Origin of the sequence: Amycolatopsis acidiphila, from assembly GCF_021391495.1 — a bacterium.
In the GTDB taxonomy this organism is placed as follows: domain Bacteria; phylum Actinomycetota; class Actinomycetes; order Mycobacteriales; family Pseudonocardiaceae; genus Amycolatopsis_E; species Amycolatopsis_E acidiphila.
On the sequence record NZ_CP090063.1, the window covers coordinates 7,760,065 to 7,777,397 of the forward strand.

The window sequence follows — 17,333 nt, forward strand, 5'->3', positions numbered from 1 at the left end:
ATCCTCCTTCCCTTTGGGTTGTCGGCTTGGTCACGCGCCGGAGACCAGGGCAGGACGTCGTGCGTGCGCCCAGGCATAGTCGGTGGCGTCCTGGCCACATTCCTGCGGAGACAGGCTCATGTAGGCCAGCGCCCCTTCAAGTGTCGGTGGCTGGATCTGCCCGGCGAGGAACCGGTCGACCAGGTTTTGGTGGCCCTGGAACCGCTGCGGCGCCTGCTCAAAGACCCACCGGCAAGGCTCCGAGCAGAAGTTATAGCGGCGGCCGTGGTGATCGAGGATCTTTGATGCCGGGCTGGCCAGCTTGCCCGCGTTGAACCCGGACGGCGTACAGATCGGGATATGGCACATGTTGCAGATCATCGGGAGCGTCTCGGGCAGCGTCGCCTCCAGCTTGCCAGCCCGGATATTGTCCGTGATCACGTCCCACTGCCGACCGAACGTGTCGTTCCAGCCCGGGTACTTCTCCTCCAGCCAGTCCCGCTCCTCCGGCGCCACACCGCCATCGGGGTTCCACCACACCGTCGGACGCCAATACCAGACACCCAAGTGATACGCATGATGCACCCAGTCGAGCTCAGGAATGAAATGCTCGTCCCAGTACCATGGTTTCTCCAGGCCGAAGTCGCGGAACTGGTCGAGGAACTGCTTACAGATCCACTCCTGCATGAACTCCTTGAACGAGTGGCTACGGTGCTCCAACGGCGTGTAGTAGTCCATCGACAGCCCGGTCAGCAACGCGAAGATCTTCCACGTCCGCCAAAACATGTGGTCCACCAGCTGCTGCGCGACATCCTTGCGCCCGTGTTCCACCAGAAGCTTGATCGTCGGCTCGCCCTGCTGGGAGTGCCGCGCCTCGTCGGTCTGGATCGAGGAGATCAGCGCCCCGAAATCGACGTCGCCGACTTTCATCGCGTCCGCGGCCATTCCGAGGAACTGCAGGTTGGTGAAGCCGGTCTCGAAGGTGAAGGTCAGTTGGATCGCGGTGGACACCGCATCGTTCGCGGTGAACATGTCGTCGAACAGGCTGCGCGCGGCGAGCGCGCCCCACTCGTTGGTGTGCAGGGCCTTGTGCGCCCAGTCCGCCCGCGGTTCCTTCGCCAGCAGGCCGTAGGGGAAATACGTCTGAATCTGGCCGTGGCGGGTCTCATCCAGGGTGCCGAACGTGGCCATGTTCCGCCACGCCGCCGCGCGGCCGAACCGCCCCATCCGCGACTCACCGATGGCGGCCAGATACTCGGGGACCGCGATCGCGCCGTAGTGCGCGATGATCGCCGACTTCCACCCGGGGTCGAGCTGCTCGTACATCTTCGACCGGCCCAGGACGGCGTTGACGGCGTAGACGCCGGCGTCCTTGCCGAACTGGTTGTGCACGTACTCCGGGTAGGTGACCTTGTACGGCTCGTCCCAGGTCCACCATGCCTCCGCCGGTAGCCCGAAGCCGTTCGACAACTCGGCCGGCCAGACCTCCTCTTCCTTGACGTAGGACAGCGACCAGTTCATGTCGCGGGTCAGGTCGTACCACTCGGAACGAGTAAGACACGGCATGACGGCTCCCTTCTCTCTGTCAACGACGGCCGGCGTGGCGTCCAGGACCAGCTCACCGTTTCGCGTCCACGCGGGCTCGCTCCGGCGACAGTGACCCACAGCAAGCGCGCGTAACAAGGATCACCCCATCCCCGGCCGACTGGGGAAAGTGTTCCTCGTCCCGGAACGGGCAACGACAGCCAGCGAGACGGTACGGGCATCGCGGTGCACGGGACACCGACCAAGAGCTCCGTGCGGTCCCCAACGCGACACATGCGGCTCACAACCGACGGCGCTTCCCGAGGACGTCGAGCCCGGCTCGGACGCGGTGGTCCAGGGCCGGATCGATGCGTTCGCCAAGCGGGGCGCGACTCCTACCCGGCGGCGGTGCGCTGCCTGCTCGCCGACCGCGAGTCGCTCACCGTCCAACTGCGGTTCCCGCGCGGGCACTGGCAGCGGATCCGGCACTCCAACTTCATTGAGCGCGCGGGTTCACCATGTGACCCCGGCCCGGACTGCGGCTACTACAGAACCTGCGCCGCTCGCACCACCGACACCCAACAACCCCGCCCGCCACAGCCGGACACGACGGATCACGAACAGGCGGCCGAAACTGTCGATCCCGTGGCCTAACATCATCACTCCCGAGCGGAGCGCCCCCGTTCCCCTCTTGGTCAGACTGGCGTGAGACACCCCGTGTGAGTGGGGGTTCCTGACCGAGGGTGGGATCGGAGATCCTTGTGCACGTGTCCACGCTATCTGACAAGCAGTCCCGACGGTCGTCCGGCGACGAGCAAGCCGACCCCGCACCGCGCCCGTCGCGGCGGGCGTTCACCGCGGAGTACAAACTCGCCGCGGTCGCCGAGTACGAAAACGCCCCGAACGGGGAGAAGGGCGCGATCCTGCGCCGGGAAGGCTTGTACTCGTCTCACATCATCGAATGGACACGAGCTCGTGACGCGGGACGCCTGGGCGGCGAACCGGCCGGGCCTGGGACACCGGCGAAACAGGCAAAGAAATCAGCCGACCAGGTCGAGTTGGAGAAACTCCGCCGGCAGAACCAGAAACTCTCCGCCGACTTGACGAAAACCCGGATGGCGCTCGACATCATGGGAAAAGCACACGCGCTCTTGGAAGAACTCTCCGAGAGCACGGACAACGACAAGCCGCCGAGGACGTCCTGACCGCCGCGTTCACCGAACTTCGCGCGGCGGACGTTTCCGTCAAGAGATCGTGCGCGCTGACCGGGACGTCGAGAGCGACGCACTATCGCCACGCCAACCCGAAAGGGCCGGTGCACGGCCCGTGGCTGCCCCGCGCGCCGCCGCCGCAGGCCCTCGACGCCGCCGAACGGGACCTGGTGCTGGCGTTGCTGACCGGCCCGGCCTGCCGGGACCTGGCGATCCCGCAGGTCTGGGCCAGGGAGCTGGACGAGGGCCGGTACTGGTGCTCGGTCTCCACGATGTACCGGATCGCCCGCGCCGCAGGCCAGGTCCGGGAACGCCGCCGCCTCGCCACCCACCCCGCTCGGGTCCGGCCCGAACTGGTCGCCCGCGGCCCGAGCGAGGTGTGGTCCTGGGACATCACCGCGCTGAAAGGACCGTCGAAAGGGATTTGGTACAAATGCTACGTTATCCTCGACATTTACTCTCGCTATGTCACGGGCTGGCTGGTCGCTGCCGCGGAGGACGCGGTCGTGGCGAAAGAGTTCCTCGACGACGCCATGCACCGCAACGGCAGCCGGCCCCACACCATCCACGCCGACCGCGGCGGCGTCATGGTGTCGAAACCGGTATCGGAACTGTTGGTCGATCTCCGCGTCATCCGGTCCCATTCCCGCCCTCGCACCTCGAATGACAACCCGTATTCGGAGGCCCAGTTCAAAACCTTGAAGTACATGCCCGACTTCCCTGAGCGCTTCGGGTCGCTGGAGGACGCCCGCGCGTTCTGTGACAGTTTCTTCATGGCCTACAACCACGAGCACCGGCACTCGGGGATCGGAATGCACACCCCCGCATCGGTGCACTTCGGCACCGCCGAGCAGATCCGCACCCGGCGGCAGGCCACGCTCAACCAGGCCTACGCCGAGCACCCCGAACGCTTCGCGCGCCGGCCCCGACCACCCCAACTGCCCGAAGCGGCCTGGATCAACCAGCCCGCCGACCAGCCCGAACCAGCGTTCTAAACACAACCTGTCTCAGAGGGTGTCTCATGTGGTGGTTTTGTGGAGTTTCTTCCAGCAGGTCACGGCGGCTCCGAGTTGGAGGAAAGCGAGGAAGTGGTCGGCTTTGTGTTCGTAGCGCAGGGTCAGCCGTCGGTATCCGGTGAGCCAGGCGATGGTTCGTTCGATCACCCAGCGGTGTTTGCCGAGTTTCTCGGCGGAGTCGATGCCTTTGCGGGCGATGCGTACGGCGATACCTCGGGCGCGGACCCAGCGGCGGAGTGCGGGCTGGTCGTAGGCTTTGTCGGCGTGCAGTTTGGCGGGTCGGCCTCGCCGGGGGCCGCGGCGCGATGCCACCGCGGGGATGGCCATCACCAGCGGTTTGAGCGCGCGCGAGTCGTGGGTGTTCGCGGCGGAGATCGCGACCGTGAGCGGCAGTCCGCCGCGATCGGAGACCACGTGGATCTTCGAGCCCGGTTTACCTCGGTCGACAGGGCTCGGGCCGGTCAGAGATCCCCTTTTTTCGCGCGAATGCAGGCACCGTCCACGATCGCGCGGCTCCAGTCGAGCAAGCCTCTCCTGCCGAGCTCGTCGAGCAGAGCATGGTGGAGGTCGCGCCACAGCCCTGCCTTGGTCCACTGAGTGAAGCGCCGGTGCGCGGTCTGGAACGGCACGCCGAACGACGGCGGCAGATCCCGCCACGCGCACCCACTGGTCAACACGTACACGATCGCGGTGAACACCTGCCGCGGCTCCAGCGGCGCGGTTCCCCCGCCCTGGGGACGCGCCGCGAACGCGGGGATCAACGGCTCCACCAACTCCCACAGCTCGTCCGGCACGAGCCGCAATGACAAACGATCAACCACGACCAAGATCATGACGCATCAGCAGCTGATCACCACGTAAGACACGCTCTCACTTGACTTGACAACTACCGTTCGCGGGTCATAAGGCAGGGCCATTCCCAGTTCGCCGTGTCCTGTCCAATGTCGATCGGTGCAGTCTCCGATCGCCGCGGGCGCTCACACGCCGACGATGTGCGTCACCTTCGCCGCCGTGATTGTCGCGAGCCGGGCGTACCGCCCGACGTTGCGCTCGGCGTCGGGCGTGGGCGCCACGATCGAGATCGCGGCGTACGCGTGCCCGGCGTGGTCACGCACTGGGCATGCCACGGAGGTCAGCCCGGAGCGCACCTCGTCGTGGTTCGTTGCGAAATTGAGCTGTCGGACGCGGCCGAGCTCCCGTTCGAAGTCTTCGGCCGTCCGGATTGTGGAGGGAGTGAATGCCGGGAATCCCGCGCTGATCCGTGCCGACGCGCAGACCGGGTCGAAGGCTGCTATCGCCTTTCCGCATGCCGTGCTGTGTACGGGCAGCCGTCGCGCGACGTCGCGGAACAACCGCATCCCACGCAGCGTCTCCAACCGTTCCAGGTGGATCACGTCAGCGCCGACGACGACCCCAAGATGGACGGTGTTCCCGGTCCGTTCCCTTAGCTCCTCCAGCAGCGGCATCGCCGCTCGCCGCAGGTCGTAGCGGCTGATCGCCAGCAGCCCCAGTTCGTGCAGGCGTAACCCGAGACGGTACTGCCCGGTCTCGGTGTTTCGCTGAATGAACCCTCTCGCGCACAGGGTGGTCAGCAGTCGGTGCGCGGTGCTCTTCGCGACACCGAGCCGCCGTGCCAGCTCAGATACCCCGAGTTCCTTTTCGGCGGTGAAGCAGTCCAGCAGATCCAGCGCGGTCAGCACGGAGCGCAGACCGCCTGCGCACTCCCCGGCGTTCTCCACCATCCTGGCCTCCTTGCCACCCGGTGCACCGTGATAGCGACCAGCATGGTCGGGCGTCGTCGCTTTCGCAACCACCGCGTCCCATTCAGCGGCACAGCTGGGTCAGCGTTTCAGGAGCGGGCTTCGCAGTCCTCCGGTGGCCTTGTCGCGGGCGTCGAAGAAGTCCTCCCGATAGATGTCGCGGGGGAACAGCCGTTTGCGCATGAGGGTTTTCAACGTGGCATCCACCATGGGTGGCGGCCCGCACACGTAGGCGACGTGCCCGGTGCAGGTGTCCAGTTCGGCGTCGAGCACGTCGGTGACCCTGCCGGCTGCGTACCCTTCGGCCCGCTGTTCGGACAGGCAGGGCCGGTAGTGGAACCGGTCGGGGTATCGCTGCTGCAGCTCCCGGAACAATGCCACGTTGTAGAGGTGCTCGGTGGTGCGCCCGCCGGCGTAGAGGGTGATCCGCTGCTCGGCCTCGGCGAGTGCGTGCCGGATGATCGACGTGATCGGCGCCTGCCCGGTACCGCCGGCGATCATGAGCATCGGCTCGGGGCGGGCCGGACGGAAGAAGAACCGGCCGTACGGCCCGGACAACCGGATCTCGTCGCCGACCTCGAGGGTCTTGAAGATCCAGTTATCGGTGGCCAGCCCGCCGGGTGTGCGACGGATGTGCAGCTCGACCCTGCCCGGTTCGGCCGGCACGTTCGCCATCGAGTAGGTGCGGGTCTGTCCGGTACCGGGCACCTCCAGCGAGACGTACTGGCCTGGGTTGAAGGCCATCTCGCGGTCGAGGTCGAGTAGCAGCCGGCGGGTGTCGGTGGCGCAGTCGGACAGCTCGACCACGGTCCCGGTGTAGTCGCTCACCGGATGCATGGTGATGCCCTGCTCCAGTTCCACGTCACCCTCGATCGTAACGTCCGAGCGGGGCATCGCGCAGCACAGCAGCGCCTTGCCCTCCTCCCGCTCGAAGTCCATCAGCGCGAAGGACGACGCCTCGCCGAAGTCGACCTCGCCGTCTGTGACCTCGGCCTTGCAGGTGCCGCAGGTGCCGTGCGTGCAGGCGTGCGGCAGCCATACCCCCGCGCGCAGGCAGGCGTCCAGGATGGGCTGGTCCGCGCGGCATTGCACCTCGGTGCCCAGTGGATCGACGGTGACCGTATAGACCTCCGACATGATCCTCTTTCCCTTTCCGATGTCACGTGGACCGTGAGTGTTCCTTGCCGCCCTGTAGGCGCCAAGAACACTCACGGTCCGAGGTCAGATGGTGGTGGGAGCCCGGAATGACACCACGCTCTTATGGCCAATGCCGAGGTCGGCGAGCGAGCGGGCCTCGTCGGGCTGCCACGGCTGCCCGTCGAGCGTCCAGTCGGTCGGACTGCCGGGCTGGAAGTCCGGGTCGGAGGCCGCCCACGGGTTAACCATCTGCTCGATGAACTCCCGCCACCCTATTGCTGTGGGCACCCGGAAGCAGGCCGCGGCGCAGAACATGGGGTTGTTCTCCCACCACACGTGCACCAGCTCGTCGTCGCCGTAGAGCTCCTGCCTCGAGCGCGACGGGTGGTCATACTCGTACAGTGCCTTCACCGCCATCGCGATCAGCTCCCCATCGGCGCGGTCTGCTCGGCTTGCTGCGCGTGCCACTGCTGCCAGTGGCGGTGCTCGACCGAGCCGAGGTACTCGCCGTTGTCGCCGTCGGTGATGCCGTACCACTCCAGGACTTCCGGCACCGAGGGACCACCGCAGTTGCCCTGGTAGATCTGGTGTACCGGCAGCCATGCCTGCCGGTACTTCTCCGGTTCCCGGTCGAAGATCCATTGGCAGCCGTCGGAGCAGAGGTTGTACCGCTCACCGTCGAACACGCTGGCGCGCTGCGCGATCCGGGTCGGGTCACCGGGTTCGGTGAAGGTCATCGGGATCTGGCACACCTGGCACAGCTCGGGCAGTCCCTGGAAGAAGAACCGGTCGCCGCCGTCCTGGATTCGCTTGGCCTTGTTCCACAGTGGACGATAGTGCTTGTCGAAGCTGTCCGGGTACTGCTGGGCCAGCCACTCCATCTCCGACGGCTCGGGCACGGTGGTGGTGAACGCTGCGGCGAAGCCGAACTGGTACAGCGTCCAGTACACCTGGTGGGACACGAGGTCCTTCTCGGCGATGGCCTGCTCGACGTGCCGCGGCGGGCGGATGCCGTAATAGGCCAGGTCGGGGAATAGCCCGTTCAGCATCTGCTCCTCGAAGTACAGCTCGAAGGCCTCCTTCCAGCTCATCACCTTGCGCGGCAGCATGTAGTCCAGCATCGCCGCGACCAGCGCGGTGACCCGGTAGCCACGCCAGAACCACTTGTCGATCCAGTCCTGGATGATCGGCACGTTGCCCTCGTCCTGCTCCAGCAGGAACTTGATGGACTCCAGTCCGAGGGTCATGTGCCGGCTCTCGTCGCTCTGCGCGGAGAACCCGAACGTCATCGACGGCATGTCACCGTTGAAACTGGCCGCCGACATGAACGGCACGAACAGCAGATTGGTGAGCAGGTACTCGAAGCTGAACGAGATCGCGATGAGAGACTCGAACGGGCCCGCCGCCAGCGCGTCGTCGAAGAACGACTTCGGCACCGACAGGTACCACACCCGGTCGTGCATCTCGCGCCAGTTGTGGAAACCCGGGTAGTACTTGTTGTAGTTGGACAGCGTGTGGATCTCGGTCTGGGTGTGTCGCAACTCGTCGATCGACTGGCAGAGCGCGGCGAACCGCGGTCCGGGCCCGTTGAAGTTCCGCGACAGGTCCGCGAACAGCCGGTGGGACGCGTACTCCAGCGGCGTCACGCCCTGCAGGAACAACTTCATCGCGTTGAGGTAGCGCCCGTCCGAGAGGGTGAGGTGTCCCTGCGACTGGGCGAACCCGTCCAGCACGGCGTAGAGCCGCTTGTCCTTCTCCGCCTGGTACTTGTGATAGGCGTCCACGGTGAGCCGGAACGGGTCTTCCCACTTCGACCAGTCGTGGATCTTGATGCCCTCGAACGTGGTGTGCGGGAACACCTTCTCGGCGGCCACATAGGACGGGTCCCAGTGCACGTCCCGGGTCAGGGCCGCATAACGCTGCTTGAGCGGAAGTTTCTTGGCCATCTTGGTCGGGTCCTCCTTTAGTGGTCCCAGGCGAGGACGATCTCGTCGTCGTCGTATTCCTGGATGTGGCCGTAGTAGGTGACGATCGCCATCTGGAACTCGTGGGTCTCCCACTCGCGGCCGAGTAGCTCCTCCACGGTCTCCCGACGCACCACCAGCCGTCCCGGCACCTGAATCTTGATCAACCCCGGGAAGTGCTTGATCCTGCAGTCGGGATTGTCCCGCTCGATCGCCTCGATGATCCGCCGGTTGTCCTCACTGCTCTCCTGCAGATCGACACCGACCGTTCGGGTCCCTGCGGTGGTCATACGCTCAACTCCTCGGCCAGTTGGTTGCGCAGTTCGGTGGTCTGCTCATGCACGGCATCCACCGCGCCGACCTCGGCCGCGGTGTCGGCGGCACGGGCCAACCCGGCCACCGCCTCGGCCGCCAGCGGCAGCCAGGTGTCGACCGTGGAGCGCAGCACCTCGGCGTTGCCCGTGCCGTGTTCCGGGTCAGCCAGCCACGCCGTGATCAGCGCGTCGAGCCACTTGCGGTGGTCGGTAAACCAGGTGCCCAGGTGCTGGCTGAGCAGGCTGAGCGCGCCCGCCCCGAAGCTCAGCGCCTGCTCGTCGAGATGCCGGTAAGCCAGCGGGTAGATCAGCCGGTCGGCCAGATCCAGGGCGATGGTGGCCACCGCCCAGTCGGGCTCGACGAGCAGCTCTTCGCAGTAGCGTCGCAGCGGCTGCAGTTCCTCGGCCTCCAGCCACCGCGCGCGTGCCTCGGTGAGCAGCTCAGCGGTGCCGCCGCCGAGTGCCAGCCCGACACGAGAGAGCAGCTGCGCGTTGCCGATCCGGTCGAACGCGGCGAACGACAGGCATTGCTCGATGCTGGTACCGTAGGCCAACCGGGCACCGGCCGAGCACACCAACTGGGCGCCGCCCTCGTAGTGCCGTAGCGGCAGCAGCATGCGCACCGCCAGCGTCTGCCAGGACTCCGGCAGCTTCGCCAGCAGGCCGCGGCTCTCGACGTAGTCCAGCGTCTTGGCGAAGGCATCGAACAACTGGCTGCGCGCGGTGACATACGGCGCGTAGTAGTACTGGCGGGGGTCGGTGAACGAGTACGGGTCGACCAGCCGCAGCGCGGAGAACCGCTCGTCGTAGATCTCGCGTTCGGCGTCCCACTGCGGCCGGTAATGGAAGTGTTCCACCGCCTGCACGTCGATGGTGCCCTCCTGGTAGCGGGTGGCCGGCTTGGCGCCGAACCGTCGCTGCAGGTGGGTAAAGGTCGGCCGCAGCGGCTCGATGGTCTGGGTGCGAAGTTCGTACTGCACGTCACGCCTCCACGTGGGTCTGCTGAATCGTCGACGGCCGCCCGGACAGCAACGCCAGGATCAGATCGGCCACCGTGTCCGGGCATGCCAACTCGCGCCGGGCGTCGGTGCACTCACCCGGTAGTGCCGGTACCACACCCCCCGCGCAGACGAGCCGGGCCTCGGCCTGCCGCCCGGTGAAGGTGGTAGACAGCTCGGCACGGCGGTCGCCGTAGCGCAGGATGAAGCACAGCCGGTCGCCCCCGGCCTGGTCCACGAGTTCGATCCGCTCACCCCGAGCGGCGAGCACGGCGTTGGCCTCGCACACCATCTGCTCGGCCAGCGAACGCACCATGACCTGCTTGTCGGCGCCCTCCCCCACAGGCCTGGGCACCGCAGCGATCGTCGCCGGCGCCCTGCTACCGTCCGCCGTTCCGAGCGCCTCGGTGACAGCGAGCATGAATGGAGTCATGTGCCCTACGCTCGTGACCACGGCCGCCCGGCGCCAGCGACGTTCCCGATAACGGAACGTTCGACGAGACCGGGCCGCCGATTTCAGGCAGTGGTGGCTGGGTGGACAGAGGATCCGGCTGCTCCGTCCTCGACGCCGAAGTCGATCCGCAGGCGAAGGCAACCGGGGTGAGCGCGATCGCGTGTGCGGGGACGCGCTCGTCCACCGCTGCTTGTCATCCCTCCCGGGTCGACACCGACGGTGACCGTTCGGGGACATCAGGTGGCGCGGCGGTGGCGCGGCGATGCACGGTCACCGGAGGATAGCCGGAGACGGCGGCCGAGATCACGTCACCGGGTCGCACCGGTACGGCGGCGGTGAGCCCGCCGGTGAGAACGACATCACCGGCACGCAAACCCTTGCCGCGGCGGGAGAGTTCCCGAGCGAGCCAGGTTAGCGCGTGGACCGGGTGCCCCATGACCGCCCGGCCGTGGCCCGTGCCCGCGACCGCACCGTTTCGGCGCAGCACGACCCGCAGCGCGCCCAGGTCGGTACCCGGGTGCAGCGCCGGACCGAGCACCACGTGTGCCGCCGAGGAGCCGTCCGCCGTGTTGTCTTCCAGGCGAAACCGGTAGTCCTGCCAGACCGAGTCGACGATCTCCAGCGCGAGGTACGCGTCGCCGATCGCGGCCCGGACGTGTTCGACTGTCGTCCCCGGTCGCACATCGGTGTGCAGGCGTATCGCGATCTCCGGCTCGGCGCGAGGCTGAATCAGCTCAACGCTGAGAGCCCCGCCGTCGGCCAGGACCATCTGGTCGGTCAGGGGACCGTAGTTGGGGGCGTCCACGCCCATCTGTTCCCGCATCGCCGCCGAGGTGTAGCCCAATTTCCACCCTATGGGTCGAGCACCGCGCGCGGTGCGGCGCGCCGTCAGCAGTTCCTGAATGGTGTAGGCGTCGGTCAACGTCACCGGTTCGGTGTCGGTGATGGGTTGCAGCAGCCACCCTTGCCGGTGGGCCGCGTCGATCGTCGCGGCCCAGCGTTGCAACCGGGCCGGACCCATGGCCCACCGTCCTCCTGGTGCTGTCCACCCCTTATCGGGCGGAGCGTGATCCCAGTGCGCGTGGCCCTGGCTCATCGAGACGCCGCGCCCCGGCGTCGACCGGCGCGGGCCACACGGACGTCACGCAACCCAGCATGGCGTGCTGCCCCGACCGCGGCCACGTCTGTTCCTCACACCGGAACGTCGGCTTGTCGGCCTGAGGGCCGCGTAGTAACCGGGCTGGGCCGCCGCTGCGTCAGCGACGACAGACAGGCGGGAGGCGTTCAGTCCCAGGGAGCGGCCAGCGGCGGCGGAGTGATATCGACCCAGATCGCCGCTGCCCCTAACGCCGCGGCGGCGTCGGTGTTCCATACCTGGCCGCCAAGGAATACCGGGTCGGTCACGGCGACCCCGAGCTGGTGCGCCGCGAGCAGGAAAGCATGCGGATCGGGTTTGAGCAGCCCGGTGTTCGAGCCGTCCACCACGGCATAGAATTCCCTCAGGATGCGCTGCTCCGCGACCCACCGGGCACCGTAGAAGTGTTCCAGATCGTTGGACAGCACCCCGCGGTGCGCACGCCCGCGGTGCGCGCCGCCCGCAGCAGGCTCCCGGCTTCCCGGCGCAGCTACTGTTGCTCGGGCCCGCCAATTACGCGCACCAGCAGGTCCCGAGCCTGCCGCTGGTAGCCGAGCAGTCCGCCGATCTCTGCCGCCCGCTGCGCCCAGTACTCCCGCTCGGTCAGCTCACGGCGCGGCATGCGTTTCCACAGCTGATCGACAAGAGCACCGCACGGGCCGCTGCGCTGGGTGATGTGGTCGGGCAGCCCGAACCGGGCCGACCACGCCGGGAGTAGTTCCAGCACCGAATGCTGGATCACTCCGCCAAAGTCCATCAGCAATGCGCGCATGATCAAAACTCCGCTGCTCCTGAACTCAACGATTCAACGATGTCCGTGCGGTTTGGGGACCAAAGCCCACGACACTGCCAGATGCGCATGTCCACGGCCTCGTCTCGGTAACGATCGGGTAAATGCCGGTGGTCGACTGTCGCCGCGAGCTTGAGGGTGCCCCACTGTCGCGCCTCCGGTCACCGGGCCGGTGAGCTGGGCCAGGCAATGCGTCGCCTGGCACGGGTGGGAGTTGTCACGGGTGGCAGCCAGCTTCCATTATCGCTCAATCCGGTCCCGTAACGGAAGCTCCGGGTGCTCGCGATCAAGGAGGCTTGCGATGGTCACGATCGTGCCGGTGGACCAGTTCATCGCCGACGGGGGGTATCCCGGATACACCCCGCTCGGTGACCGTGCTGACTGGCTGGTGAAGCCGTCCGGGCCGTTCCGCGAGGCGGACGAGCAGCGGTTCTGGTTCCTGGACTTTCATTGGCCGCAGGGACTGACCCCGATGGGGTTGGCCTGCGTTGAAGACGTGTACTCTTGGGGCACCCAACTGGCCGCCGAGGCGTTGCCGGTACCGATCGGTCGTGGCATCGCCCACCGGATCGCCGGCACGCACATCTACGCCGCAGCCATCGAGGTCACCCACGAAGCGCAGGTCGCCGAACGCACGCGGCGGCTGCGGGCGAGCTTGCCAGCCTTCGTGAACAACTTCGACGCGATCTGGGCGGCGCGGGTCGGGGAAATCGGCGCCTGGTGGGATCGTCTGTGGTCGGTCGATGTGTCGTCCCTGTCTCGGCCGGAACTGGGTGAGTATCTGCGCGAGGCACGGCGGTTCCACCGGCGCGCATTTGAGATCCACTTCGAAGTGATGTACCCGCTGCTGATCAACTATCTCGGTTTTCACCGCGCGTGCACCGGGATGGGTATCGCGCCCGGTGAGGTCGCGAAGTTCCTCCAAGGCTACGACACGAAGATCATGGAGACGGATCGAACGCTGTACACCCTCGCCAGGAAAGCGCGCCAGGCTGGGTTACGGGAGGTGTTCGTTGCCCACGCCGCACATGATCTGCGCGGGGCGCTGTCCCGCCGCGGTGGACGCGCCGCGTCCTGGTTGACTGAGTTCGATGACTTCCTGCGCCTGTATGGCGATCGTGCCGAGGGAACGTCCGACATTGCCCTGCCCTCGTGGGCGGAGGACCCGACACCGCCCCTGAAGATGATCAAATCCTTTCTGCGCGACGACGCCGATCACGACTTCGCCGCCGCGCGGAACGCCGCGGTCGAGGAGCGGGAGGCGGCCATTGACGCCGCCCGCGCAGGGCTGACCTCGCCGGAACAAGAGATATTCGACGCGGGGCTGGCTTCGTGTCAGGTAGCGAATTTCCCGTGGTGGCAGGACGAGCACAACCTGTGGATCGACCTGCGGGCGTCGCTGCCGCTGCGGTGGGCGTGTCTGCGGGTCTCTGACGCGGTGGGCGCAGGCAGGCCCGATGACGCCCTGTTTCTGTTCTGGCCCGAGCTGATGGCGGTGGTGGACGGCACCACACCGTATGACACGCTCCGGCAGCTCGTTGAGGACCGGCGACAGTACTTCGACCACTGGCAGCAACGCAGGCCCGACATGCCCAAGATTTTGGGGACGGTGCCGGACGCGGTCACTGACCCCATCCTGATCGAGGTCTTCGGCCTCGACCGGCATTTCCTGCAAGCGGTGAGCGCCGGCGACGGCCACACCGAGGTGCGGTCACTGACCGGTATGCCTGCGGCAGGGGGCGTGGCGCGGGGCATCGCCCGAGTCCTGTTCGACGCGGCCGGGCTACACCGAGTCCAACGCGGCGACGTGTTGGTGTGTGAATCGACCTCACCGAACTGGACCCCCGCTTTCGGCAAGGTCGCGGCCTGTGTCTGCGATGGTGGCGGCAGCCTGTCCCACGCCGCGATCGTCGGCCGCGAGTATCGGATACCTACGGTGACCGCGGTGGGCGTGGCCACGACCGTTATCCAGGACGGCGACGAGATCGAGGTCGACGGCACCCGTGGGGTCGTTACCGTCCTGCGGCGGGCGGCGCGCATCGAGTCCCTGGGAGCAGTCTCGTGAGCGGCCAGGTGCTCGGGCTGGACGAGCTGGACTGCGGCACTGCGGTGGCCATCGGCGGCCCGAAGATCGGCCGACTCGTGGAGCTGAGAGCGGCGGGGATCACGGTGCCGCACGGATTCGTGCTCGGCGCGACCGCCTACCGCCGGCACTGTGTCAACTCCGGCTTGGACCTGATCATCGACAAGGTGCTGGGCCAGTTACCCCCTGCGCCCTCCGTGCGGCAGCTGGACGCGGCGTCGGCCGAGATCCGACGGGCCTTTCTCCGCGCGCCGATGTCACCTGAGCTGATCTCGTCGGTCACCGAGGCCTACCAGAATCTGTGTGCCCGCCACGGGCCGGGGAACATACCGGTCGCCGTGCGCAGCTCCGCGGCCGGCGAGGATGGCGGGCAGGCCAGTTTCGCCGGCATCTTCGACACCTCCCTCGGCATCGTCGGAACCCGCCGCCTGCAGGAGGCGGTGCGCGACTGCTGGGCCAGCCTGTTCACCCCACGAGCCCTCAGCTACCGTCGCGAACGCGGCATCACGCACCAGGACATGCCGATGGCCGTCGGGGTGCTGGAACTCATTCCCGCCCGAGCCTCCGGCGTGGCGTTCTCGGCACACCCGGTGACCGGGAGGACCGACCGCATCGTGATCGAAGGCTCGTGGGGATGGGGCGAGGTCGTCGTGCAAGGACACGTCATCCCCGACCACGCCGAGGTCGCCAAGTCCGATCTGCGGGTGCTGCGCTACCACATTGCGCGCAAGGAGGTCATGTCCGACCTCGATCTGGCCAGTGGCCGGATCGTGAGTCGGCCGGTACCGCAGCACCTGCGCGAAACACGGGTCGCGGACTCCGACGAGGTCGCCGTGATCGCCGCGACAGTGCGCCGGATCGAAGAACACTACGGCTGTCCGGTGGACGTGGAGTGGGTCATCAGTCGCGACCGGCAGGCCGGTGCGCCGGTGCACATCGTGCAGGCGCGTCCCATCACCACGCCGGTGACCGAATCCGCATCGCTGCCCCGGACAGGGTGGGATCCTGTCGCCTTCGCCTTCGGCATGCCGCCCCAGCTCGAGGTCCCGTGGTTACGACGAACCCGGTGACGTGCCCGGCGGGAACACTCCAGGTGGGCGCGGGGTGTTCCGGGATGAGGAACGTTGCGGGCGCGGTGGCCACCCCACGGCGCAGGATTACCGCATGGGTCTGCTGCGGATCGAGCCCGCCGGGGTGAGCCTACGCTCACGCGAAGATGAACCGATGTTGGCGGCGCTTGCCCGCTGTGGCTATAGCCATCGCTTCGGGTGCCGCCGCGGTGGTTGCGGTACCTGCAAGGTCGAGCTCGTCTCCGGCGCGGTTCGCTACCCCGCGCCGGTGCCCGAACAGGTGCTCACAGCGGCGGAACGAGCGGCCGGTGTGTGTGTGTCGTGCCGAGCAGTGCCCGTGGGCGACGTGGTCATCCGGTTGCGGCGTGGTGACCGGCTTCGGTGTGTCGCACCGATCTTGGCTGCCCTGGCGGCCACAACAATGGAGGAAGGAGAGCGCTGATGGGCGTGATGCGGCTTGGTTACGTGCACACCCGGGTGACCGATCTCGAGGCTGCCCGGTCGCACTACGCCGACACTCTCGGCATGCGGTTGGTGCACGAGGACGATGATCGGTTGTACTTCAAAGCCTGGGACGAATACGACCACCATTCGGTCGTGCTAGAGCGGGGCGGGGTCGGGCTGGTCAAGCTCGGCTACAAGGTGCAGCGCTCGGAGGATCTGGACGTTATCGAGAAGCGGGTGCAGACCTTCGGCTGCCTCACCGAGCGGATGAGCAAGGGGGACAACCTCGCGGTGGGAGACGGCATCCGTGTGGTGCTGCCCAGCGACCACGTGGTCGAACTGTATGCCGAGATCGAATACACCGGCACCGAGACGGGCACGCTCAACCCGGATGTGTTTCCTCGCCATCTCGTCGGTGTCGGCGTACCTCGCGTCGATCACGCGTTGATTACGACCGAGGACCCGGCGACGCTGGAACGGTTTTTCGGCGAGTGCCTAAAATTCCGCCCTGCCGAACGCGTCGTGACCGACCTGAGCGAGGACGCCGACTTGCTCGGCTCGTGGATGTTCTGCACGAACACCCCGCACGACATCGCCTTCATCAAAGGGCCCAACGGGAAGCTGCATCACTTCGCCTACTATCTCAACGACTGGTCTGACATCCTGAAGGCGGGTCAGTTGTTCTCGATGGACGACGTCTCGGTGGATGTGGGGCCGACTCAGCACGGCATCACCCGCGGCGAGACGATCTATTTCTTCGATCCGGCGGGGAACCGCAACGAGGTATTCTCGGGCGGCTACCAAACCTATCCGGACTTCCCGACGATCACGTGGACGGCCGACCAGTTGGGTAAAGGCATTTTCTATGTCAGCCGCGAACTCAACGAGCGCTTCACCACGGTGCTCACCTGAGCCGGTGTACCGGCCCAACACCCGCGAAGCGGGACGGCCGGCGGTTCCGCGCAACTAAAAGGTCTGTGTTAGGACCTATAAAAGGGAGACGAGGAGCGTGGCATCGGACAACGTGCGGTCCGCAACCTCGCTGACCATGGCTGGAGCGCGACGAGTGCTGGACGCCGCCGTGGCGCACGCCAAAAAGATCGACGTGGCGGTCTGTGTGGCGGTAGCTGACCGCGCCGGGCACCTGCTGGCATACCTGCGGACAGATGGTGCTCCCTTGCTGTCGGAGCAGATCGCCCGCGACAAGGCCTACACGGTGGCGGCATTCAACGGCCAACCCACACACGCGTGGTGGCCCGCCATCGCCGAGGACCCTCCGCTGCGGCACGGGCTCGTACACACCGCACGGCTGGTGATCTTCGGTGGTGGTGTGCCGGTGCGGGCGAACGGCGAGCTGGTCGGCGCGGTGGGGGTCTCTGGAGGCTCAGCCGACCAGGACCGGCAGATCGCCGAGGCCGGAGCGGCCGCGGTGAGGTGACACAGTGGGAGCGACG

The 17,333-nt window shown here is 66.9% G+C and carries 19 protein-coding genes; 7 read left to right on the forward strand and 12 right to left on the reverse strand.

Annotation, left to right across the window (positions count from 1 at the left end; genetic code table 11):
• Positions 1-30: 30 nt before the first annotated feature.
• Positions 31-1,500 carry an aromatic/alkene/methane monooxygenase hydroxylase/oxygenase subunit alpha gene (locus tag LWP59_RS38070; protein WP_229858581.1) on the reverse strand — a complete coding sequence of 490 codons (1,470 nt, stop codon included), beginning with the start codon at positions 1,498-1,500 and terminating at the stop codon, positions 31-33.
• Between the two features lie 746 nt (positions 1,501-2,246).
• Here LWP59_RS38070 and LWP59_RS41330 point away from each other — a divergent pair.
• Positions 2,247-2,708 carry a transposase gene (locus LWP59_RS41330; protein ID WP_144639188.1) on the forward strand — a complete coding sequence of 154 codons (462 nt, stop codon included), beginning with the start codon at positions 2,247-2,249 and terminating at the stop codon, positions 2,706-2,708.
• Complete coding sequence (locus tag LWP59_RS38080; protein ID WP_229858583.1) at positions 2,705-3,709, forward strand: IS3 family transposase; 1,005 nt, start codon at positions 2,705-2,707, stop codon at positions 3,707-3,709. The genes LWP59_RS41330 and LWP59_RS38080 overlap by 4 nt, the downstream gene beginning before the upstream one ends.
• A 24-nt stretch (positions 3,710-3,733) precedes the next feature.
• Here LWP59_RS38080 and LWP59_RS38085 read toward each other — a convergent pair.
• The 11 genes from LWP59_RS38085 to LWP59_RS38135 form a co-directional block, all read right to left on the reverse strand.
• Positions 3,734-4,551 (reverse strand): IS5 family transposase gene (locus tag LWP59_RS38085; RefSeq protein ID WP_407653135.1). Its coding sequence is split into 2 segments (ribosomal slippage): positions 3,734-4,203 and positions 4,203-4,551, totalling 819 coding nucleotides; the frame shifts between segments, so codons are not numbered across the junction.
• 156 nt (positions 4,552-4,707) lie between these two features.
• A complete protein-coding gene (locus LWP59_RS38090; protein ID WP_144639184.1) occupies positions 4,708-5,472 on the reverse strand; it encodes an IclR family transcriptional regulator in 765 nt (254 codons plus the stop codon).
• A 99-nt stretch (positions 5,473-5,571) separates the two neighbouring features.
• Positions 5,572-6,627, reverse strand: coding sequence for an NADH:ubiquinone reductase (Na(+)-transporting) subunit F (locus tag LWP59_RS38095; RefSeq protein ID WP_144639182.1), 1,056 nt, complete (start codon positions 6,625-6,627; stop codon positions 5,572-5,574).
• Positions 6,628-6,711: 84 nt separating this feature from the next.
• Positions 6,712-7,044 (reverse strand): phenol hydroxylase subunit P4, encoded by a 333-nt coding sequence (locus LWP59_RS38100; protein WP_144639180.1) that lies wholly within the window; start codon positions 7,042-7,044, stop codon positions 6,712-6,714.
• A gap of 5 nt (positions 7,045-7,049) precedes the next feature.
• Positions 7,050-8,573 carry a YHS domain-containing protein gene (locus tag LWP59_RS38105; protein ID WP_144639178.1) on the reverse strand — a complete coding sequence of 508 codons (1,524 nt, stop codon included), beginning with the start codon at positions 8,571-8,573 and terminating at the stop codon, positions 7,050-7,052.
• A gap of 17 nt (positions 8,574-8,590) precedes the next feature.
• Positions 8,591-8,881 (reverse strand): MmoB/DmpM family protein, encoded by a 291-nt coding sequence (locus LWP59_RS38110; RefSeq protein WP_144639176.1) that lies wholly within the window; start codon positions 8,879-8,881, stop codon positions 8,591-8,593.
• Complete coding sequence (locus LWP59_RS38115; RefSeq protein ID WP_144639174.1) at positions 8,878-9,885, reverse strand: ferritin family protein; 1,008 nt, start codon at positions 9,883-9,885, stop codon at positions 8,878-8,880. Before LWP59_RS38115 ends, LWP59_RS38110 begins: the two co-directional genes overlap by 4 nt.
• A gap of 1 nt (position 9,886) precedes the next feature.
• The gene (locus tag LWP59_RS38120) at positions 9,887-10,258 is read right to left on the reverse strand and encodes a hypothetical protein (protein ID WP_144639172.1); all 372 of its coding nucleotides are present in this window, start codon (positions 10,256-10,258) and stop codon (positions 9,887-9,889) included.
• 292 nt (positions 10,259-10,550) lie between these two features.
• Positions 10,551-11,378, reverse strand: a complete 828-nt coding sequence (locus tag LWP59_RS38125) for a 2-keto-4-pentenoate hydratase (RefSeq protein ID WP_186383266.1) — start codon at positions 11,376-11,378, stop codon at positions 10,551-10,553.
• 263 nt (positions 11,379-11,641) lie between these two features.
• The gene (locus LWP59_RS38130) at positions 11,642-11,920 is read right to left on the reverse strand and encodes an HAD family hydrolase (protein ID WP_144639168.1); all 279 of its coding nucleotides are present in this window, start codon (positions 11,918-11,920) and stop codon (positions 11,642-11,644) included.
• A 62-nt stretch (positions 11,921-11,982) separates the two neighbouring features.
• Positions 11,983-12,264 carry an HAD family hydrolase gene (locus LWP59_RS38135; RefSeq protein WP_144639166.1) on the reverse strand — a complete coding sequence of 94 codons (282 nt, stop codon included), beginning with the start codon at positions 12,262-12,264 and terminating at the stop codon, positions 11,983-11,985.
• A gap of 319 nt (positions 12,265-12,583) precedes the next feature.
• Between LWP59_RS38135 and LWP59_RS38140 the strand changes: the two genes are divergently transcribed.
• From LWP59_RS38140 to LWP59_RS38155, 5 genes are all read left to right on the forward strand, one after another.
• On the forward strand, positions 12,584-14,347 hold the full coding sequence (locus LWP59_RS38140; RefSeq protein ID WP_144639164.1) for a PEP-utilizing enzyme: 1,764 nt from the start codon (positions 12,584-12,586) through the stop codon (positions 14,345-14,347).
• Positions 14,344-15,435 (forward strand): PEP/pyruvate-binding domain-containing protein, encoded by a 1,092-nt coding sequence (locus LWP59_RS38145; protein WP_144639162.1) that lies wholly within the window; start codon positions 14,344-14,346, stop codon positions 15,433-15,435. The genes LWP59_RS38140 and LWP59_RS38145 overlap by 4 nt, the downstream gene beginning before the upstream one ends.
• A gap of 94 nt (positions 15,436-15,529) precedes the next feature.
• Positions 15,530-15,877: a 2Fe-2S iron-sulfur cluster-binding protein gene (locus LWP59_RS41335; protein ID WP_144639160.1), complete on the forward strand. Its 348-nt coding sequence runs from the start codon at positions 15,530-15,532 to the stop codon at positions 15,875-15,877.
• Positions 15,877-16,791: a catechol 2,3-dioxygenase gene (locus LWP59_RS38150; RefSeq protein ID WP_144639158.1), complete on the forward strand. Its 915-nt coding sequence runs from the start codon at positions 15,877-15,879 to the stop codon at positions 16,789-16,791. The genes LWP59_RS41335 and LWP59_RS38150 overlap by 1 nt, the downstream gene beginning before the upstream one ends.
• Before the next feature lie 136 nt (positions 16,792-16,927).
• Entirely contained in the window at positions 16,928-17,317 is a 390-nt protein-coding gene (locus tag LWP59_RS38155; RefSeq protein ID WP_144639155.1) for a GlcG/HbpS family heme-binding protein, read from the forward strand.
• Positions 17,318-17,333: the final 16 nt, after the last annotated feature.